The sequence below is a fragment of the Exiguobacterium acetylicum genome (assembly GCF_019890935.1).
Taxonomy (GTDB): domain Bacteria; phylum Bacillota; class Bacilli; order Exiguobacteriales; family Exiguobacteriaceae; genus Exiguobacterium_A; species Exiguobacterium_A abrahamii.
This window is the reverse complement of sequence record NZ_CP082333.1, coordinates 1,284,667-1,306,779: the sequence shown is the minus strand read 5'-3', so window position 1 is coordinate 1,306,779 and position 22,113 is coordinate 1,284,667. Positions and strand designations below refer to the sequence as shown.

Annotated in this window: 16 protein-coding genes; 5 read left to right on the top strand and 11 right to left on the bottom strand. The window is 49.2% G+C overall.

Features of this window, described 5'->3' with window-relative positions:
* Positions 1-53 precede the first annotated feature (53 nt).
* The 8 genes from K7G97_RS06655 to K7G97_RS06620 form a co-directional block, all read right to left on the bottom strand.
* Positions 54-2,429: a glycoside hydrolase family 31 protein gene (locus K7G97_RS06655; protein ID WP_223041693.1), complete on the bottom strand. Its 2,376-nt coding sequence runs from the start codon at positions 2,427-2,429 to the stop codon at positions 54-56.
* Between the two features lie 153 nt (positions 2,430-2,582).
* Positions 2,583-4,106, bottom strand: a complete 1,524-nt coding sequence (locus K7G97_RS06650) for a cardiolipin synthase (RefSeq protein ID WP_223041692.1) — start codon at positions 4,104-4,106, stop codon at positions 2,583-2,585.
* 112 nt (positions 4,107-4,218) lie between these two features.
* The gene (locus K7G97_RS06645) at positions 4,219-5,340 is read right to left on the bottom strand and encodes a GTP-binding protein (protein ID WP_223041995.1); all 1,122 of its coding nucleotides are present in this window, start codon (positions 5,338-5,340) and stop codon (positions 4,219-4,221) included.
* A 475-nt stretch (positions 5,341-5,815) separates the two neighbouring features.
* Entirely contained in the window at positions 5,816-6,700 is an 885-nt protein-coding gene (locus tag K7G97_RS06640) for an alpha/beta fold hydrolase (protein WP_223041691.1), read from the bottom strand.
* Between the two features lie 19 nt (positions 6,701-6,719).
* Positions 6,720-7,166, bottom strand: coding sequence for a DinB family protein (locus K7G97_RS06635; RefSeq protein ID WP_223041690.1), 447 nt, complete (start codon positions 7,164-7,166; stop codon positions 6,720-6,722).
* Positions 7,159-7,677 (bottom strand): GrpB family protein, encoded by a 519-nt coding sequence (locus tag K7G97_RS06630; RefSeq protein ID WP_223041689.1) that lies wholly within the window; start codon positions 7,675-7,677, stop codon positions 7,159-7,161. The genes K7G97_RS06635 and K7G97_RS06630 overlap by 8 nt, the downstream gene beginning before the upstream one ends.
* A gap of 90 nt (positions 7,678-7,767) precedes the next feature.
* Positions 7,768-8,505: an acetoacetate decarboxylase gene (locus K7G97_RS06625; RefSeq protein WP_223041688.1), complete on the bottom strand. Its 738-nt coding sequence runs from the start codon at positions 8,503-8,505 to the stop codon at positions 7,768-7,770.
* A 13-nt stretch (positions 8,506-8,518) separates the two neighbouring features.
* On the bottom strand, positions 8,519-9,538 hold the full coding sequence (locus K7G97_RS06620) for a ketopantoate reductase family protein (RefSeq protein WP_223041687.1): 1,020 nt from the start codon (positions 9,536-9,538) through the stop codon (positions 8,519-8,521).
* A 101-nt stretch (positions 9,539-9,639) separates the two neighbouring features.
* Between K7G97_RS06620 and K7G97_RS06615 the strand changes: the two genes are divergently transcribed.
* Positions 9,640-10,521, top strand: coding sequence for a LysR family transcriptional regulator (locus K7G97_RS06615; RefSeq protein WP_223041686.1), 882 nt, complete (start codon positions 9,640-9,642; stop codon positions 10,519-10,521).
* Between the two features lie 38 nt (positions 10,522-10,559).
* On the opposite strand, the gene K7G97_RS06610 is transcribed toward K7G97_RS06615, so the two are convergent.
* The 3 genes from K7G97_RS06610 to adhE all read right to left on the bottom strand — a co-directional run bounded on the left by K7G97_RS06610 (position 10,560) and on the right by adhE (position 17,913).
* Positions 10,560-13,274, bottom strand: coding sequence for a bifunctional 2',3'-cyclic-nucleotide 2'-phosphodiesterase/3'-nucleotidase (locus K7G97_RS06610; protein WP_223041685.1), 2,715 nt, complete (start codon positions 13,272-13,274; stop codon positions 10,560-10,562).
* Between the two features lie 452 nt (positions 13,275-13,726).
* A complete protein-coding gene (locus tag K7G97_RS06605; protein ID WP_223041684.1) occupies positions 13,727-15,127 on the bottom strand; it encodes a hypothetical protein in 1,401 nt (466 codons plus the stop codon).
* 191 nt (positions 15,128-15,318) lie between these two features.
* Positions 15,319-17,913, bottom strand: a complete 2,595-nt coding sequence (gene adhE, locus K7G97_RS06600) for a bifunctional acetaldehyde-CoA/alcohol dehydrogenase (protein ID WP_223041683.1) — start codon at positions 17,911-17,913, stop codon at positions 15,319-15,321.
* 336 nt (positions 17,914-18,249) lie between these two features.
* Between adhE and K7G97_RS06595 the strand changes: the two genes are divergently transcribed.
* From K7G97_RS06595 to K7G97_RS06580, 4 genes are all read left to right on the top strand, one after another.
* Positions 18,250-18,801: a beta-class carbonic anhydrase gene (locus tag K7G97_RS06595; protein ID WP_023467896.1), complete on the top strand. Its 552-nt coding sequence runs from the start codon at positions 18,250-18,252 to the stop codon at positions 18,799-18,801.
* A 312-nt stretch (positions 18,802-19,113) separates the two neighbouring features.
* Complete coding sequence (locus tag K7G97_RS06590) at positions 19,114-20,433, top strand: Na+/H+ antiporter family protein (protein ID WP_223041994.1); 1,320 nt, start codon at positions 19,114-19,116, stop codon at positions 20,431-20,433.
* A 123-nt stretch (positions 20,434-20,556) separates the two neighbouring features.
* On the top strand, positions 20,557-21,150 hold the full coding sequence (locus tag K7G97_RS06585; protein WP_223041682.1) for an undecaprenyl phosphate transporter UptA: 594 nt from the start codon (positions 20,557-20,559) through the stop codon (positions 21,148-21,150).
* Positions 21,151-21,208: 58 nt separating this feature from the next.
* Positions 21,209-22,090: a hypothetical protein gene (locus K7G97_RS06580; RefSeq protein WP_223041681.1), complete on the top strand. Its 882-nt coding sequence runs from the start codon at positions 21,209-21,211 to the stop codon at positions 22,088-22,090.
* The last annotated feature ends 23 nt before the right edge of the window (positions 22,091-22,113 follow it).

The window sequence follows — 22,113 nt, the reverse complement described above, 5'->3', positions numbered from 1 at the left end:
CCTCGTCCATACGGATGACGAATACTGGCTTTTTCGCATGTCTATCCAATCGTTTAAGACAACATCAACTCAAGCAGACAGTCGACGAGATCCTTCTCGAGTTCGAGTGCTTGCAACTGGTGCATCATGTTAACCGGATCGAGTTTTTGTGACAATAGACGGTACAAACGATCTTTCAGGTCATAGCTGATTTCCGCTTGATCGAGGAATGCATACAACCGGTCCATCTTGTTCTCGTTCGTCGACATCTCGACTTGGAGTGACAACGTGATCGTATCGGTCACTTCACCGAGTTCGACACGAAGGGACTGCGTCGCATGATCATAGACACCGGTGACACTCTCTCCGTCGCGCTGCACGTATCCTTCACGGACTCCACGTAAGATCAACGTAATCGACCGGTTTTCTGGTAGTAAGTCACGGTGTCCGGTTGGTGCCGCGATCGTCAACTCACGTGCGCCCCAGTCGAGCGCAAACGTCGTCTCGACATTGACACCGTCGCGGTGCGCGACACCCGTGCTATCGTCTTCAAACAACGTAAAGCGGTTCGATGCTCCCGGGAAGACGACGACTTCGAGATCCTCTGGATTATGCAGGGCATTCGACTGTTCGAGATGACGACCGAGTGGAACGATCGCACCGGCTTTTGCGAGTACGCCTTGATCTTCGAGGTAACGGAACAGACGAATCTGTTTGCCGCCACGGTACCGGTGACCATTGAAGAAATCAAACCATTCGCCTTCCGGCAACCAAGCGGTCGTTGCCGTCATATGCAGTTTCCGGTGCATTGGTGTGACCATCGGCGCGACGATCAGTTCTGTTCCGAAGTAGAACTGGTTCGGGACGTTGTATGCCTGATCGTCTTCCGGATGCTCATAATACATCGGTGAGACGAGTGGCAAGCCGTCAAAGTGATTGCGGGCATTCATCGTGTAGATGTACGGCACGAGCTGGTGCCGAAGTCGTAAATAGTTCTTCATGACGTTCGCCGCATCGGTCGAATAACGCCATGGTTCTTTCCCGTTGAAGATGCTCATCGTACTGTGCAGGCGCATGATCGGACTAAAGACACCGTACTGGAGCCAACGTGTCGATAACTCGTCATCCTTCTCCCCGCGTTGGTGCCCCCCGATGTCATGGCTCCACCATCCATAACCGATGTTCGACGCCGTCGCCGTGAAATACGGCTGGAATTGGAGCGATGCCCAAGAGATGATCGTATCGCCTGAGAAACCAACCGGATAACGATGACTTCCGGGTCCCGCGTAACGCGAGAAGATCAACGGTCGATTGCCGTCGCGGGCAATATCAAGCGCGTGATAATGATTGAGCATCCAGAGCGGATCAAGCCCCTTCATCTTCGAGTTCGCGCCCTGCTGCCAATCGATCCACCAGAAGTCGACGCCATCTGCCTCGTGCGGATGATGCAGCTTCGTAAAGTAGTTCTCGATGAACGTCCGGTCTGAGAAATCAAACGGGATCCGGACATCCGATTCGGGATCGACGCCCATCGCGACCGCCATCGCCTCGTAGGCTTCTTCAAACCCACGCACACCGTCCGCCGGGTGCAAGTTGAGCGTGACCATCCGGTCGTCATCCTTCAACCATTGCAAGAATCCGCGTGGATCCGGGAATAGATCACGGTTCCACGTGTAGCCCGTCCAGCCACTTCCGTACCGTTCCGGAATATCAGTGACGTGCCAGTCCATGTCGATGACACTGACCGAGAACGGAATGTCTTCCGTCTTGAAGCGTGTCATCAAATCCTTGTATTCCTTCTCACTATAACGCCAGTAGCGACTCCACCAGTTGCCGAGTACCTGACGTGGTAACATCGGCGTCGGTCCTGTCAGGTGGTAGAAGTCACGCAGTGCCTGTTTGTAGTCGTGACCGTATCCGAAGTAATAGATGTCATGCGTCCCGGAGCGTCGCGGTTCGACGAAGTGGTCTTCCGTCAGGACGAAGGCGTTCGAGTCGTCGATCGCCGCGTAACCTTGCCGGGAGAGAATCCCTTCTTCAAGTGGGATGACGCCGTCCGCATGGTCAAGCGTCCGCGCCGTACCTTTTAACGTCCGGAGCGGTCCGCCGAACGTATAGCGGCTGTAGTAGGTACTAAAGTTCCCTAAGACATCGATATAAAGTGTGTTCGCAGCGAACGGTCCCTTCGTATAATGCAGATGGACGTGCTCGGTGATGATTTGCAATTCTTCCTCGTTTTCGACGATGCGGTAAGCAGGTACCGGAAAATCACGATTGAAGACCGTTTGGGTCGGTCGATCCTCGAACTGTCCATCCGCCGCGTACTCAAGTCGGATCATCCGACTCGTCAAGACCGTGAAACGGTAGACATCTCCTTGGATGATGGCGTCTGGTCGTGCTTGTGGTTTCATGTCGCGCGTGTAGAAATGGGATTCATCAATTGTTCGCATACGGGTTCGGGACTAACGCCCCTTTCACTTCCTTCCAGGCTAAGTAGTGTGCAACCGATTACACATCTAGTGTATAAGAGTTCATGTTCCCACTTCAAGGAAGAATCAATCAAAAAAACGTCCCGCACCTGAAAAACGATGCGGGACGTTGCGTCATAATAAGGGTGAAATCAAGCGCGAGAGCGACTCAAAAATGCGGAAGCGAAGCGGACGTTTGACGTAATCGTTCGATGATAACTGAATCGAGACATCGAAATCAGCGATGAAGTCACGCTCGAGCTGTTCCGTACTTTCTGTGTCGTACAAGAACGCCATCAGTTCATAGTTGAGGACAAAACTGCGAATATCCATGTTTGCCGTTCCGACGGCACCGATCTTCCCGTCGACGAGAAACAGTTTCGCATGGATGAAGTGACGGTTATACGTATAAATCTTGACGCCGTCCTTCAAGAGTGGTCCGAAGTAAGACCGGGTCCCGTAATAAGACGTAAAGCTGTCGCCTTTACCCGGCGTCAAGATACGGACGTCGAGTCCGGCACGTGCTGCGAGCCGGAGCAACGTCATCGTCTCATTGTCCGGAATCAAGTACGGTGTCGCAATCCAGATCGAACGTTGTGCCGCGATGATTGCGGCAATCAAGGCATTGCGAATCGCGGGATCCTTTGACGTCGGTCCGCTCGTGACGATTTGAATCGCCCCGTCTGACGTCACATCATGTTTCGGGAAGTACTGGTGGATCGACTCATCCCCTGCAAACGTCTCCCATGTGTCACTCGATTCAATTTGGGCATAGATCCAGTCGTCGAGGAACGTCGCTTGTAATTCCTTGACGGCGCGTCCTTCAAGCCGCAAATGCGTATCACGCCAAAAACCGAACTTCTTACTCTTACCGTCGTACTCATCCCCGACGTTCAATCCACCGGTGAATCCGACTTTTCCATCAACGACGACGATTTTCCGGTGATTGCGGAAGTTCGCCGTGAAGATGAACAAGGGACTTGAGATTGGGTCATAGGCTGCGATATGCGCTCCCGCGTCGCGTAGCGGGCGCAAGAAGTTCTCACCGAGCATATAACTTCCGAGTCCGTCATACATGAACCGGACCGTCACACCGGCTTCGAGTCGCTCAATCAATGCTTCCCGGATCGCCTTACCTGTCTCATCGTTGCGATAGATGTAGTACTGGATGTGGACGTGATGCTGTGCTTGACGAATCGCGTCAAGAATCGCTGGGAACGTCTCTTCCCCGTTCGTCAGGATGTCACTTGCTGTATGAACGTCCACCCCGCCGCCACCGAAGTTACGAATCGTGTTCGCAAGCTTCAAGTGATTCGGTGGTAACTCACTGACAGCAAGCGACCGAACTGGACGAATCGCTTGCTTGAGCAATTTCCGTTCGTCATGTGAACGACGATTCCGGCGCCGGCGCCGTGGATTCCGACCGAACATCAACCAGATGATGACTCCGAGAATCGGTAAGAAAATCAGAACGAGAAACCAAGCGATCGTTGATTCTGCGGTCCGGTTCTCGATGAAGATAATCATGATGACAGCAAGCGGCACGACCGTCGCTGAAATCGTTAAGACATAAAATAAATAGCCGAGTTGATATAGTCCCCAAATGATGCCACCAGCGACTAAAAATACGAGTGCGAATTGTAAAATCCGGTTACGCACAGACCTTCCTCCTTCAATTAACATACCTTCACTAGTATTCTTTCCCCATTCACTATGAAAATATAACAAAAAAAGAGAAACCGCAGATACGGTTTCTCAAAAGATTTACCTCTTATAGAAAGTTTTCTTCGTACATCTCGCGACCAGGGATTGGATCATTCAGTGACGCCCAATCCGTTTCGTGTTCCTGGACGAGACACGCATCGAATAGCGCTTCGAGCTTCTCTTGCTCCAGTCCGATGCCGATTAAGACGAGTTCGGTCCGTCGATCCTCATCTGATGCAAAACGACCAGCGTATTCCATGTTCGACGCATATCCTGCCTGATGGAACAGCAATGCCATCTCAGGACGTGTCGCAAGGAACAAGAAGCCTTTTGCCCGGACGACTTCTTGCGGCCAGTCTTCAATCAAGGCTAGCAAGCGCTCAGGATGGAACGGCACGTCGCGCTTGTAGACGAACGAACTGATCCAGTACTCTTCCGTTTCTGGAATATGTTCTTCCGCATTCAACTCGCGGATCCAGCCAGCACTCGCTGCCGCTTGTTCAAAATCAAATAGATCAACGTCTAAGATGTCTGCCGGATCGACTTGACCATATGTCGTCTCGATCAAGCGGGCAACTGGATTTAATGCCTTTAGATAGCCGATGACGGTATGGCGTTCTTCCGGAGTCAGACGATCTACTTTATTCAAGACGATGATGTCCGCGAACTCGACTTGATCGACGAGTAGATCGACGACTTCACGCACGTCTGTCTCATCGACGGCCTGTTTCCGCTCAATCAACGATTCACCGGATTCGAAGTCCTTCAGAAAACGATAACCATCGATGACCGTGACCATCGCATTGATTTTCGTGACTTGTGATAAGTCGATGGCACTGTCCGGATCTTCGTACGTGAAGGTCTGGGCGACCGGAATCGGTTCCGAGATACCACTCGACTCGATGACGATACCGTCAATATCGCCTTGGTCGACGAGGCGTTTGACTTCAAGTAATAAATCGTCACGTAACGTGCAGCAAATGCACCCGTTCGAAAGTGTGACGAACGACTCTTCCGTCCGCGAGAATCCGCCTTGCTCAATCAATGCCGCGTCAATGTTGACCTCACTCATGTCGTTGACGATGATCGCGAGGCGGCGCCCTTCGCGATTATGTAGTAAATGGTTCAATAGTGTCGTTTTACCGGATCCAAGATATCCAGATAAAACGGTGATCGATATCGGTTGCATCATCATTCATCTCCTAAAACGTAATCGTTACGTTTTATAGAGTAACCGACTTTTTACCTGACGTCAATCGTAATGATTTCGATTTATTTTGTTCCCTAAAAAAGTCGATAAGCATCGACTCAAGGAGTAGACCGGGCTGACCCCAAAAAAATGACGCATCTTCTCACGCCCTTTCCTCAGGCGAGACACAAGTCAGTTTTCCTGCTTCCTTTAAGCAGGAAAACTGACTTGTTTGTCTCTGACAGCGCATAATGCGCTTTTTCCTGTAGGAGTGGCGTGTGACGCGTCATTCTTTGTAGATACTGGCTTTAGAGTCAGCTCTGTCAGACATTCCGAAGTACGAGAAAAGAAACAATTTTCTGCTCGGTATCGCTTCCTGGGGAAATACAAGCAGGAGCGACCCTGCAACGAAGTGAAGCGGCGCGATGCTTGTCCCAGGAAAATAATTCGAGCGAAACGAAAAAGCGTAACCTTACTACTGACTTTGAATCGGTAAATCCCATGTTGTCCCGATCAAATCCGTGATCCGCTCCGCTGCCTCGTGTGAAAACCCGGCAATCGTGTAATGATTCGTGTCTGCAATCACGTGATACATCCCATTCGGTAAACTATCGGCGAACGCTGCGTGAGCCGCATTGATTTGTTCGGTCAATGCCGGGTTCAACCAACTTTCCGGCATACCACCTGCCCAGTTCGAAGCAGACAGGACGAGGACCGGCTGTGTCACGTCTTCAAGCAACGAAAGAATCAGCTGATTGTTCTCCTCGACCGTTTGCCATTCGTCGAGCGTCCCCCGCCAATGTCCAGGTGCCGCAAAATGCCGCCACATCGGTAATTGATCGGCTTCCGGTAAGACACTGAACATCTTTTTGCCGAGACGATCAGGAATCATCCAGGCGATCGGTCGGACGTGACTAAGGAAATAGAGGAATCGATTCCACTCCTCTTGTGTTCGTTCGTACCAGTTCGGTAATGCTGCATCGACATCGGGATGCGACGGATCGAGCAAGACGATGCCGCGTGTCTCGTCTGCAAACAGTCGTCCACTTGCAAGCGAGATATAGGCGCCGAGCGAGTGCCCGATGAAGACATACGGTCCTTTGACACGGAGCATCCGTAAGACGTCAGCGAGCTCATCCGCTTGATGCGTAAAGAGTCGTTTGTTTTTACCACGACTCGACCGACCATACCCGAGACGTGAATATTCAAAGACCCGCCCTCGCTTCAATAATTCAGTTCGTAGCCAGCCCCATTGGTGTCGATTCGACATCATCCCGTGATCGAGGACGAAGGTGACGTCCCCACTTCCTGTCAGCCGGGTATCAAAACGACCGGCTGATGTTTCAACGATATATTCCATACACTACCCCTACTTCCATTCATTCAAATAACGAGATCTCTAGCTCGTACCCAAGGATGTTCAAGTAATCAAATAACTGGGATCGATGATGATAGAGATGCACGGCTGCTTCGATTGCCCAGCCGTTCATCGAGTCGGTAACGCCCCAGTACGTCGGACGCGTCGTAAATCCGGTCGTGACTTTCTTCTGATAGATAGAAAACGCACGATTGATTCGCTCATTTAACTGATCGCGCGGGATCGGTTCCGCATAAAACGCCTGCATTGCTTCAGCCGTCGCCCCTTCTGCCAGCATCAAATCGGCTTCAAGTAACACAGCGAGATGGACAGCGACTTCACCGACGGTCCGTTTCCCGGGGATTGGTCGCGCGTCCCAGTCCTGCGCCTCGATCTTCTCAAACAATGCTTTCGACGTCTTCACACCAACGCCGACATGGCGGATGAGGGCATGTTCCCAGTCAGTCATGCGCATTCCTCCAAGCAATCGCACGTTGTTCGAGTTCCTTGACGAACGCATCCTTGCCGGCGATATAGGCTTCGATCTCAAGCGGATATGTCGTTGCTAATTGTTCCTTTAATGCTCCGTAAGCAGCGGCTTCTTCTGGATGGGTACGTAAGTAATCCCGAAAGACAAGATGACGCATGATTTCTGAATTTCCCGCCGCATAGAGATGGATGTGATGCGTCCGTTCGTCTCCACCTTTTCGGTAGTACCGACGCCCCGGCATCCCGAATTCACCCTTCGCTTCGTAACCGATTGCTTCCATCTGTGCATCGAACTGCTCGATCCCCTCAAGCGCATCGACGACGGGTAAGATATCGATGATCGGTTTTGCTGCGAGTCCTGGAACTGATGTGCTCCCCATATGATAGATCTGCTTAAGACGTGCTCCGAACACGTCTCGTAACCGGTCCGCTTCTCGCATATATTCACTCGCCCATTCTGATTGATACGGTAACACAATGACTTGTCGCATAGTCGTTTCCCCCTCTCAATTCAGTATGCCAGTTTTTGGGGTAAAACAAAACGACCATCCATTTTGGAGGTCGTTAATGTTAGCGCGTCGTTAATCCGTTAAATAATCATACAGTTTCGCAGGTCCACCAAGTCGAAGATCAGCGATGATATGCTGGGCATCGACGATCTTCCAAACACGGAAGTCAGCGAGTGGTGCCATGACATGTTCGAATAACTGAAGTCGCGCCGGTCCACGGTATGCTTCTTTAATCTCAAGATCCGTGATTTGACTCCGTGTCAGTTCGGAGATGATCAACTCACCTTGATAGCCACGATGTTGTTTGAGCATGAATTGCGGTGCACCGACGATTGATTGTGCTTCTTCGACCGCCATCGGAACATATTTGTATCCCATCGTCGCTTGGGCGACACGAAGTGAATGATAGTCAAGCGTTCCAACGAGTACATCATTGTCGAGATAGAGCCGGGGTGAACCATACTTCTTCGGAAACGCAGCTACTTCACGACCAGAGGCGATCGCCGGCTGATTGTTGACATACATCGAGAGGTAAAACTCACCGACCTCTCCTTGATACCGAACCGGAATGACTTGTCCGCACTCGAGATAACTCCCAAGACCCGTGCTATCCGGCATATTGATGATCTCAAACTTGATCTGATTACTCAGCACCTCGAGCGGTTCAGGAACGACTGCTTGTAACGCTTCGATGTCTGTCTCATAGATGATGTTCAAGTATTCCCGATTCCGAAAAAAGATATCGACCGCCGGAAAGACCGGTGCATTGATCGGCGTCGCGACGATATTTTTTACATCTTCCTGTCTCATCTGAATCTCTCCTTTATGCGTTTAACAATGCGGCAAAGCGTGTGACACTTGTTTCAAAATCAGGAACTGTCTTCGCTGTTTGCGCTTCCTCGACGATTTCTTGAATGAGTGAGTTGAACGGTGTTTTGATATCGTACGTGTTGCCGTACATCGTGACGATCCCATTGATGAAACGAATTTCGGTCAGTTGCCCTTTTTGTAAGTCCTGCAACATGCTCGCCTCTAAGTCACGCGATCCGTGCATCAATTGTGGCACGGTGCTCAATTTTTCATCGATATCGTCTAGTGTTGCGTAGGCTGCCGGCTCAAACGTACTCATCGGCGCGAATGTGATGCCGTGGGCGTGACCGACTTCAACGACTTCCTGCATCGTATGGATTGCTGCCCGTAACAAGATCGGATGATCGAGAACGTCGCCATACGTACCGTTACACGCAGCGGATAACCCACTGAACGTACTATTGATGACGAGTTTTGACCATTTCGTTCCCGGCAGATTATCAGAGATCTCCGTTCCACCGATGTGATCAAGGATACCCTTCAGTTGGACGATCCGGTCCGTCTTCTTACCGTCCAGTTCACCGATTTGCATCGCATACGTCTTGAAGTGCTCGTAATCCGATGTCAGACGTGACTCACCTGGTCCGACGTATGTCGCTCCGAACTCGACGGATCCCGCGATGATACGTTCGCGTGGAATCTGTTGTTGAATGAATTCTTCCGGTACACCGTTCTGCAAGGAGACGAGAATCCCGTCTTCCTTCAAGATCGTCCGGACTTTCGCCAGAACCGGTTCATTGTAGACCTGCTTCGTCAGCAACAATACGATATCGTACATCTCCGTGATGTCATCCGGATGCATCGCATGGACGGCTTGCGTCAAATCTGGTCCAATGACATGCGCGCCTGTTGTGTTCAGCGCTTCGATATGTGCGCGATTCGTATCGATCAAATCGACATCCGCATACTGTTGACTTAAATAAGCTCCCATGATGGTTCCTAGTGATCCTGCTCCGTAAATTCCGATTTTCATTTCTATCACCTCTGGTATTTACGATATACTGATTTCATCATAAACAGAAATATATATATTTATATATTTTAATAACCTATAGATTATGTCAGGAGGATATCATGGAACTTTTACATTTGAATTATTTTCGTCACGTCGCGGAGGAATTGAACGTGACGCGTGCTGCCGAACGATTATTCATCAGCCAACCTGCCCTCAGTGCGACGATCAAAAAACTGGAACGTGAATTAAATACGACGTTGTTTCATCGAAAGGGCAGAACGATCAGCTTGACCGACAATGGACGACTTCTGCTGCAATCAGTCGAAAAAATCGAACACGAGCTGACACGGGTCCAGGAAAGAATGATACGAAATGATGCCTCTACCGAAACGACACTCAGTCTTGCCAGTTCGCATGGTCGCTTCATCCAATTGATTCTACGAGAATTTCTCCTGCCGCAGACGGCGCCCTTGTTTAATTCGGATATCCTCTCGAACCGCGATATTTTAAGCGGTCTGCTTCATCAAGAATTCCATTTCTCGATCAGCTTCATGGAACTCAAGCATCCGCTCATTACGAGTGAACCGATCGTGGAAGAGGAGATCGTCATCACCTATCCTGCTTCTTATTCAGAGAAAGAAGCGATTACGGCGCTCTATGCGGATGCAACGGAGACTGCCTTTTTGTTTCCCTCCCACAATAAGGACTACAACCGCTTCATCCAATTGAAGATGGCGGAACTAAACATCTATGCCGATACCTCGCACTATATTGATGACGTCTCACTGCAACTCGCTTTACGCCAACAACGCTATTTCAGCTTCGTTCCCGTCTCCGTCTGTCGCGAGATGGGACTCCCTTTCATCACAGACGATGTGTTTACCGTTACTTCACAACTCTACATGTCGCACGCGACGGATCAATTGACGGTCGAGCAAGCAATCATCTACGAACGCATTAAACGGTTTCTGCTTTCGCAACGCACGTATCTAATCAAATAAAAACGGATGCCTGCATATGCAGACATCCGTGTGAGATATTACTTCGTGATGAAGTAGCGTGACTGATCGAGATGATCCTTCGCTGTATAGATGTTGAGTTTGTACGAGCCGTTCGTCAATGCCTTACGCATCTTCAAGACATAGTTCCCGTGCTGATCCGCCACGTCTTGAGCGATCAATTGATAACCAGCTTCTGTTTTTTGGTAGAGGCGGACGATTTGTCGTTTTTCGACTTTACCTGTCAACGTCTTTTTGCCTGACCATTTTTTGACCGGATACGTGTTCTTAATCGTGAACGACGCCTTTTTCGTGATTTTGTTCGAGATGTCTGTCGACTTGACCGTGTACGTACCTGTCGTTAGACCGTTCTTGACCGCAATCTTGAAGCCGCTTGCCGTCGTTTTCGCTTTCGCGATCTTCGTTGATCCTTTATAGAGCGTCACGTCAAGACCTTCCGTTGCTTTACCGCGGAGGACCGTTGAACCGTAGACTGCTGACTTTTTATCGATCGCTGGTGTCGCAACGACGCCTGTTCCGACTGTGACGTTCGTTTCTGTCTTCATGAAGCTGAGTTCCGAGACGATCGTCAACTTGTCACGCAATTTGAGCGGACGTGTCACGACTTCGTATTGACCCGCTTCGTTTGCTGTTGCTGTTCCAAGGACTTTTTCGCCAAGTTTGACTGTGACTTTTGCTCCCGGAACGGCTTGACCAGTAACGATTTTTGCACCTGGTTTAACTGCTTTTGCTGAGACCGTGAAGTCTTTCATCGGCACGTTCATATTGAATTTGAGGAACGTACCTGTCTCACCTGGACGTGTTTCACCTGTGCTCGTGATGCCTTCATAACGCTTGACGTACGGTGCAGCTGCAGCCGCTGAATCAAAGCTGACCGTCGTCGGTTTGCTTGCGACGAGTGACCAGTTGTCATCGGCTTTATAATCAACCGGTTGTTTCGCTTTGATGAAGTCCGAAATGACGTTACGTGTTTCGTAGGCTGATTTGTAAACGATATTCTTTCCGCCACCAAGACCTGGGAACGTCGCACTGCCTGCGCGGTAGTTGTTCGTCGCGACAAGGAATTCTTGATCGTCTGCGATCGCTTTGCCTTGATACTTGATGTTTTGGACGCGATTTGCGTCTTTATTGACGACGACACCGTTAAAGTCGAACTTCGCTGGTTTCGTGATATCGATTTCATACGTCAATCCATCGAGGATATCAAAGTTATAGCTACGGAATTCTTTATTCAACAACTCTGTCTGCTCACCGCCGACTTGGTTGAATTGACCCGCAGACATTTCGAGCCAGTCTTTGACGTCAGCACCTGTTACTTTGACGACTTCGAGTGTATTCGGATAAACATAAAGATCGGCGACGTTCTTGAGTGCGATTGGTCCTTTTTTGATCAACGTGTAATCGGATGCGTTGACCTGGTTACGACCACCTGTCTTGAATGGTGCACCTGCTGACAACAACGGGAGATCTTTATATTTTGCAAGATCGGCATTTTCTTTGAGTTGTTTCTCGACATACCATTTCTGAGCGTTCGTTACGAACTGAACGGAATCATCGTCTTGCGCGAGAGCGAAGAAGCTTTGGATATCATCATTGATCGTCCCGACTTCTTGACGAATGTAAGCGAGCGTTCCTTCATGTGCTTTTTCGATCAACTTGACAGCACCGGCATCTGCTGTCGTGTCTTTCGTTACGTCCGCTAGTTTCGCACCAGACGTATCAACGACCCATTTCCCGTCGACTTGCTTCAACTGAAGATCGATGACTCCGACGTTTTTCCCTTGTGTGTTCGCCATGACGACCGGTTTGCCATTGATTAGACCGTTCGTAGCATCAACGTTCGGCAGTTTGTTGAACGCTGAATCGGCTGCTGGGAACTTCCCGTGCTGATGACCTGTCATCAAGACATCGATGTCTGCGACTTTCGTCAACGCGTAGCCAACGTTCTCATCGCCATCTTTTTGATCCGTCGTATCCCCGATCCCTGTGTGCGCGAGTGCCACGACGACGTCTGCGCCAGCATCTTTTAACTTCTTAGCTGTTGCTTTAGCAGTCGGGATGATATCTTCAGCCGTGACTTTCCCCGTCAGGTTCCCCGCATCCCATGCCATGATTTGTGGCGTGACGACTCCGAACACACCCACTTTGACTGTTTTCATGTCACCGTTCTGATCCTTAACTTGACGTTCGATGATTTGATAGTCTTTTCCATCTTTGTTGTAGTCCGCAACGATTGGCTTTTTCGTAACTGCATCCAATACGTTCGAGTTGACGAACTTGATTGAACCGCTCGAAGCACTCATCGCTGACTTGAGGAAATCAAGACCGAAGTTGAATTCATGGTTTCCGAGCGTGACCGCATCATAACCGAGGTATTCCATCAATTCGTACATCGGATGTTTGCCTTTGTTTCCTTTGTCATACTGATTCTTGACGTAATCACCAAACGGCGTTCCTTGAAGTGTATCTCCGTTATCAAACAAGAAGCTATTCGTAACGCCCACTTCAGCTTGTTGCTTTTTGATGACTGTAGCCGCTTTGACGAGACCAATCGTTTCGTCCTGCGCATCCTTGAAGTAATCGTAGTTCATTGAGTTCGTATGTAAATCCGTTGTTTCTAAGAAGCGTAACTTGACGACACTGTTGTCGGCAGCAAGTGTCTTGACTTGAACGACTGGTACGAGCATCGGTGCGATCAATGTCGACGCGATGACGAGTTTCGTTGCTTTTTTCATATAGATTTTCCCCCCAGGATGTTTTGACTGCTTCATTAATTTAGCATGGTTCGATTATAGCTAATAGTCCTTTCAAATAGGTCGGACATCCGTCTTATTTAACCTACTTAACTAATTCCAAATACTGGCTTAACATTGTTGATTTTCCCTTTACAAACCAAGTTTACTTGGTAAAAAAAGGAGATGATGCAAATGAGATGAACCACGCAAAAAAAACGATACGTTTCAGGACAAGAACCTGAAAACGTATCGTCTATGATTGATGTAGAACGTAACTGTTCCTTCTCGACTCCTACAGGAAAAAAAGCATGTTTTTCGCTTAAGTCAGTGTCAGGTAAAACCCGGTCGTAGTTTAGGATACCGCGGCTTACCTCCCGCCTGTGGAAAGCGAGCATGGCAGCAACGTGCGTCGTCCGGATTCATGGCATAGGATTTTCGCCACTCCACGTCCCTTACACCGTTTTCTCTGGTTTCCGTCGGACGACATAACCAAGAATTCCCCCAAGTAACGCAAGTCCTGCGGCGTATAGTACCGTCCAGCCTGCCGTCTGTTGAGCGAACTCGAATAAGACGTCACTGCGCCATTTCATCGCGAACTGAACGTATGAAGCTTGACTGACGATGAAGCTGATGACACCGATCGCGATCGCAAAGACGAACGGATCGATAATCGACTTGAAGCTTCGGATACTACAGACGAAGTAGATCGCGAACGTTACGAGCAACAGCACCCAGTACGCACTCTCACTGGAGACATTCGGTGGCGTCGCTCCTGCCGATTCCGCATCAATCGCTTGGATCGTCTGCCGCGCGACACCGTAATCAACAGGGTCGAGCTTCAATTGTGTTGCTGACAAATCCGGACGTTCTCCACCGAGTAACGTCAACAATTGTTCTGTCACCGGGTCCGTGTCGATTCCATCAACGACTTTTTGGATTGAGTCATTGAGCTGATCCGTTGAGGTCTCCCCGTTCAACATCGAGACCGGGATTTCCGCATTCGCTCCAAGGACGTCTGCTTGATACACGACCTGACCGCCATGGATCCAGTCGTACATCCCGCCACTTCCGGCGTTCAGACTCGTGACGGTGAGGGCCGTCCGTAGTGAGGAATCGCCGTCATATTCCGCTTCGTCCTGTACCGTAAAGACGAGTTGAAGTGTACTTGCGAGCATTAAAATCAGCAAGCTGGCACGACCGGCAGCTGTCAAACCGGATAACTTTTGCGGGAAGAACGCCATCCAACCAAGCAAACTGACGACGAGAAGCGGTAGAATCCCACTCATCGCATAGCCGTCTTGTAACGAGAGGAACGGCACGTCGTTTCCGCGTCCGGCAAGGACGAACCAGATGATTCCGACCGTTAAGAAGAAACTGATCGATCGAATCGTCCACCCGAGACGACTTGCCTTAATCCGTAACACCAAAAATAACAGGACGATCAAACCGATGCCAAAAACGGAATAGAGTAACGTGCCGTAAGAGACATCAAACGTAAGTGGTGCAAGGACTTGCTTTAAGTCAATCCCAAACAACGATAAGACATCGCCGGCAGAACTCGCATCGAGCACCTGATTGATGATTCCTTCCCGGACCGCACTCGGCATCGTGATCGACAGCCCACCGACGAACAGTAGCATCAATGACACCGTGATATCTGCATCTTTCCAGGAGACGTCCGCCTGTTGCATCTGCGTCACGAGATCCTGATAGTCTGAGGATGAGGTGATTTGTGAAGTCAAAAATGCCATCACACCATAGATGACACCGAAAAAGATGAGACCGATAAGGACGCCAAACAGGACATCCCAGACGGAAAACCGTCGTTGTTTCCTTTCTTGCCTTGACTCCATCCCATTTCCTCCTTTTTATGTCTGATGTTTGAATATTCCTGCTACAGCGAAACCAAAAACATCAAATTCATTCAACAGCCATTATATCCCACTTCTTCTCTGACTGTCTCCACTGATTCCCAAAACAAAAACCGACTTCTCACAGTGAGAAGCCGGTTGAACGATCAGGTGCCATGGTATTTTTTTCTCTATTAGATGCCTTCGTATGCTTGTTCCATGATCGTCCGTAACTCAGCGACAAGCGGCATCTTCGGATTCGCAGTCGTACATTGATCTTCAAAAGCATCGACCGCCATCTTGTCGAGTTTTGCCTCGAAATCTGCTTTTTGAATGCCTTGCGCCTTGAATGACATCTTAATGTTTAGACGTTGTCCAAGATCAGCAACGGCTTGGATGAGGGATTCGACCCCTTGTTCTGTCGTTGCTGCCGGAAGACCGAGGTAGCGTGCGATGTCGGCATACCGTTCATCCGCGACGAATGATTCGTATTTCGGGAATGCTGCTAGTTTTGTTGGACGTGACGCGTTATAGCGAATGACGTGTGGCATCAGGATCGCATTCGTCCGTCCGTGTGGCGTGTGGAATTCGCCACCGATTTTGTGTGCGATCGAGTGGTTGATGCCAAGGAAGGCGTTCGCGAATGCCATCCCTGCCATCGTTGACGCATTATGCACTTTTTCGCGTGCTTCGGCGTCTGATCCGTTAGCATATGCTCGTGGCAAGTAGTCGAAGATCATCTTGATTGCTTTGAGTGCAAGTCCATCCGTGTAGTCGTTCGCAAGCACCGAGACGTATGCTTCTGTCGCATGCGTCAAGACATCCATTCCGGTATCAGCAGTGATCGAAGCTGGGACTGTCATGACGAATTCTGGATCAACGATTGCGACGTCTGGTGTCAATGCATAGTCAGCAATCGGGTATTTGACGTTTTTCTCTTTATCCGTGATGACGGTGAACGGTGTCACTTCTGAACCCGTACCAGAAGTCGTCGGAATCGCGACGAACTTCGCTTGACGACCAAGTGTCGGGAATTGATACGCCCGTTTGCGGATATCAAGGAATTTTTGACGTAAGTTTGAGAACGTTTCGTTCGGTTGTTCATAGAAGAGCCACATTCCTTTTGCAGCATCCATCGCTGAACCACCACCGAGAGCGATGATCAAGTCAGGTTTGAAGTCACGCATCGCTTGAGCACCCGTCTGAACAGTCGTCACCGATGGATCTGGTTCGACTTGGTCAAAGATTCGGTAACTGACGGACTGTGGCAAGTTTTGAATTACTTTATCAGCATATCCGAACTGTACCATCGTTGGATCCGTCACGATCATGACGCGTGAGACGTCAGTCATCGACCGCAAGTACTGAACAGAGTTCTTTTCGAAGTAGATTTTTTCAGGGACCTTGAACCATTGCATGTTCACGCGTCGTCTCGCCACCTTTTTGACGTTGAGTAAGTGTTTCGCTGTCACGTTTTCAGAAACAGAGTTTATCCCGTATGATCCGCAACCGAGTGTCAGAGATGGTGTCAACTCGTTGTACAGATCACCAATTCCGCCATGAGCAGATGGGCTGTTGACGAGGATCCGGCAGGCTTTCATGCGGAGTCCGAACGCTGTCATCAAGTCATCGTTCGTCGTATGAATGACAGCTGTATGACCGAGACCTCCGATTTCAAGCATTTGTTCAGCAATCGTGAACGCTTCTTCGGTCGAAGCGACGCGATACGCACCGAGGACGGGACTGAGTTTCTCATGAGACAATGGTTCTGCCGCTCCGACGTGCTCGAGTTCTGCGACGAGCATGACCGTCGTTTCCGGAACATCGATGCCGGCTTTTTCTGCGATCCATGTCGCAGGTTTCCCGACGATGTCCGCGTTGACGGCACACGTATCGGTTTTGATGACGAGTGATTCAAGGCGTTGTTTTTCTTCCGGTGTACAGAAGTAACAACCGAGTGCTTCCATTTCCGCACGAACTGTCGCATAAATCTCTTGGTCGACGATGACGGCTTGCTCAGACGCACAAATCATCCCGTTATCAAACGTTTTTGAGAGAACCAGATCGCTGACTGCCCGTTTGACTTTCGCAGACTGTTCGATGTAACACGGAACATTCCCTGGTCCAACACCGAGTGCCGGTTTACCTGTTGAATACGCTGATTTGACCATTCCTGCTCCACCTGTCGCAAGGACCATGGCGATTTTTTCATGGTTCATCAAGACTTTCGTTGCTTCAAGTGATGGTTCTTCCACCCATTGAATACAGTCTTTCGGTGCCCCGGCTTTGATGGCTGCGTCACGGAGTGTTTTCGCTGCTTCGACGGAACACCGTTGTGCCGATGGGTGGAACGCGAAGACGATCGGGTTGCGTGTCTTGATTGCAATCAATGCTTTGAACATCGTCGTTGATGTCGGGTTCGTGACCGGTGTGACACCACAGACGACACCAACCGGTTCAGCGATATAGGTGATGCCGTTTTGGACATCTTCTTCGAGAATCCCGACCGTTTTTTCATGACGTAGACTGTTGTAGATGTATTCTGTCGCAAACATATTTTTAATCATCTTATCTTCAAAGACACCACGTCCCGTCTCTTCTGCTGCGAGACGAGCGAGTTCGACGTGCCGTTCGAGTCCAGCAAGTGCCATATCCCGGACGATCGTGTCGATTTTTTCTTGATCGAATGTCAGTAATTCTTGTAATGCACGTTGCCCTTTTTCAACGATTTGTCCAACTGCTTGTTCGACCGGCGTTGCCGTCGATTTTGTTTTTTCTTTCACAGCCATGAGTAGTTTCCTCCCTGTCGTGGAACGAATCTGAGTTTGATTTGCCAACCATTATGTCAGGAATGCCAAGCTGTTTTTCAATAGTTTGTGCTTTCCTTCACAAATCAATCATAACCCCTTTTTCCTGTTTTGTGCATGACCATCCTGTGAATTCCCTCACACCTTTGATAGCGTTTACAACTGTTGTAAATTCTTCTTTTTCATCGTTTTGCTTCATGTACATGGATGTGTGCGATTTGTCACACCTCGCATTTTCGTGACTTGATAGCCGTTTCATCATCTTGTATTCTGATATGGGGTACATATTAAGAGCTACCACTAAAGGAGGACACTTGAATGTCAGTTGTACAGGAAATGCTAGCCTTCAACGAGCGATTCGTCGCCGAAAAACAGTATGAGCAGTTCGTCTCGGATAAGTTCCCAGACAAAAAGGTCGTCATCCTGACGTGTATGGATGCCCGCTTGACGGAACTCCTCCCACACGCACTTGGTCTTAAGAACGGGGATGCGAAGATCATCAAAAATGCCGGTGCTATCCTATCGCACCCATTCGGTTCCGTCATGCGCTCGATTCTCGTCGCGTTGTATGCTCTTGGTGCTGAAGAAGTCGTCGTCATCGGTCACCACGACTGCGGCATGAGCACGATTGATCCAAAACACATGATCAGTGAAATGAAGGATCGGGGCATCGACCAACAGATTCTTCACACGCTCGAAGTATCTGGTGTTGATTTGAATCAATGGTTGCGTGGTTTCACGTCAGTTCAAGAAAGCGTCGCTCACTCGGTCAGCCTCGTGAAGAACCACCCATTACTACCACCTGGGACGAACGTCCACGGACTCGTCATCGATCCAGGAACTGGTAAACTTGACGTCGTCGATTGTTGATCACTCTCTATAGAAGAAACGCAAATAGAATTGGATGATTTATTCTGCTTTAATCTAAAGATAACGTGCTATTTTCTCGTACCGGAGAAAGATGGCACGTTTTTTCGTATGAATCATTTTCAGTGATCAAAACGCTTCTCACTTCAAGCTTCAGGGTATAAAGAATGTAACTTCTTGTGGAAAGCTAAAAAGCGTATCATTCATCTTTTGATTACGAGGTCAGACTTTTACTCTTGACAGCATTCCAACATGGCTGTAAGATACTTTAGTATAGTACAGTGATAACAAAAGAAAGTGTGGTTTTACTGAATGATAAACGCCGTATTGTTTGCCGTCTTTTTACTATTTATTTTAGCGATCTTCCGCGTCCACATCGTGCTCGCGATGGTCATCAGTGCGTTTGCCGGCGGTCTCGTCGGTGGTCTAGATTTAACTGAAACGACGAAAGCTTTTTCAGGTGGTCTTGGCGACGGGGCAGAAATCGCCCTGAGCTACGCGATGCTTGGTGCGTTTGCCGTTGCTCTCTCGAAAACGGGCTTACCGGACGCACTCGCGCACGCCTTGATTGAACGTTCACGAGGTAATGCAAGTGCCGCTTCCGTCAAAAAGTTAAAAGGATTCATCTTGTTCGCGATTCTCTTGCTTGCGATCAGTTCACAAAACGCGTTGCCGATCCACATCGCGTTCATTCCAATCATCATTCCGCCGCTCCTTGGTCTCTTCTCTCAGTTGAAGATCGATCGACGTCGGATAGCGATCATCATGACGTTCGGTCTCGTGACACCGTACATGTTCTTACCAGTCGGATTCGGAGACATCTATCTCAATCAGATTTTGTTGAAGAACCTGAAGGCAAATGGTCTTGATACAACGGGGGCATCCGTCATCGAAGCGATGGCGATTCCAGCACTCGGAATGGTCGTTGGTCTATTGATCGGTCTTTATACGTACCGGAAAGAGCGGACATATGAAATTCGTGATATCGCCCCGGACGATTATGAAATCCCGGTTATCACGAAAACGAAACTTGCTTTAAGTGGTGTCGTCGTCATCGCGACATTGATCGTCCAACTGCAAACAGAATCAATGATTCTCGCTGCAACAACTGGTTTGATTCTCTTCTTGCTGCTTCGTCTCGTTCGCTTCAGTGAAGCAGATGACGTCATTACACGCGGTATGCGGATGATGTCATTCATCGGTTTCGTCATGATTTCAGCGAACGGTTTCTCTAACGTCTTGCGTAAGACAGGTGATATCGAGCCACTCGTCGAGAATTCAAAAGCGTTGATGGGCGATTCACAACTCGTTGCCGCCTTCGTCATGCTCTTGATTGGTCTTCTCGTCACGATGGGGATCGGCTCGAGTTTCTCGACCGTTCCGATCATCGCTGCCATCTTCGTTCCACTTTGTATCCAGTATGGATTCAGCTTAGAAGCGACGATTGCGATCATCGGTACAGCCGGTGCGCTCGGTGACGCGGGTAGTCCTGCGTCAGACTCGACACTCGGACCAACGAGTGGTCTAAATGCCGATGGTCAGCACGATCACATGCGGGAAACGGTCATTCCGACGTTCCTGCACTACAACATTCCATTACTCATCTTCGGTACGATCGCTGCGGTCGTATTATAAAAACAGGACGGATTCGCTGTCATTGCGAATCCGTCTTTTGAATTGTCTCCGTTTTTTTCCTTTTCATTTCGTCGCCGGTTCTCTAAAATAAAGGAATGAACTGATACAAAGGAGTTGTCTAACGTGTTATCTCAAGTCGTCAACCAGATTTTGCTTTCGCTTGCCGATCTCGGATATTTCGGCATCGCCCTCGGGTTGATGATTGAAATCATACCGAGTGAAATCGTCCTCTCTTACGGTGGATTCATGATTTCCCAAGGAACGATTGGCTGGCCGCTTGCCGTCGTCGCTGCCGTCATCGGTGGGTTATTCTCGCAATTATTCTTATATTGGTTTGCTCGCTACGGTGGCCGTCCATTGATCTTGAAGTACGGAAAGTATGTTTTGATCTCAGAGCACCACTTGGATTTAGCTGAGCGTTGGTTCTTAAAGTACGGACAAGGTGTCATCTTCGGAGCCCGTTTCATCCCGGTCGTCCGTCATGCCATCTCGATTCCGGCAGGTCTTGCCAAGATGGATCAAACGAAGTTCTCCCTCTATACGGTGCTTGCGATCATTCCATGGTCGATCTTGTTCCTGTATCTTGGTGAAACGCTCGGAACGAACTGGCGCTCGATCAAGGAAGTGGCAGCACCGTATACGAACGGTATCCTAATCGCTGCCGTTGTCTTAATCATCTTCTACGTCATCTACAAACGCCGTCAACGAACGGTTTGAACAACTAGCAGTCTGTCTTGTGACGGACTGCTTTTTTAAACAAACAGGAGGTCCTGCCATGCTCACATCCCCACTTGCTCATTTTCCACTCCGTCGTTTGACTGCATCCTATCGGAATGGTAATCCGGTCGCGACCGGTATTAGTGTCGACGGACACATCCTACTCGTCGAAGAGACATTGGATGAAGCGCGTGGTCGTACGGTTTTATCGATCCATCAATTAAAGGACGAGTGGCGTAAGACGACAATCGTCGCTCAGTCAGAAACCGATTTTTCGTTTGTTGATCGTTTTCCGGACGGTCGGCTCCTGCTCGTCGCCTCACGCTGCGATGACGACATCGACGGCTCCTGGATGCCGAATGCATTCATTTATGATGTTCAAGGGCACTTACTCGATAGCTATTGTCTCGACGATGGGATTCAGAACGTTCAAATCGATGAACAAGGTCAGATCTGGGTCAGTTATTTCGATGAAGGCATTTATGCGGACGCAATGACGAGTTCAAACGGAGCGTTTGGTCTCGTTGCCTTCAACGATCGTGGTGAGGTTCAGTATAAGAATCGTCAATATCCAATCGATGACTGCTACGCTCTAAACGTTTGTTCGTCAAAGGAAGTCTGGTTTTTCTATTATTCCGATTTTCGCTTCGTCCGTATCAGTCAAGAGGATTTAGTCTGTGAAGCACCAACGATTGCTTTCTCCCAGTTTGCTCGCCATGGTGAATACCTTCTCGCTGCCGATCATGAGGATGTCCAATTATTACAGCGGGATGGAACAATCTTTCAGCCGGTTCGCTCGATTCGATTCGTGTCTGAACAGGGTGAAATCCTGTCAGGTGAACTTACAATGCGTCAAGATCTGATCGTTTTATCCACCTCGAATCAGTTGTTTTTCGGTAAGTTGGAACGACACCTCCCGGCTTTGATTGCCAACGAATGAAAGCTGTTACACAATCGTTTCAT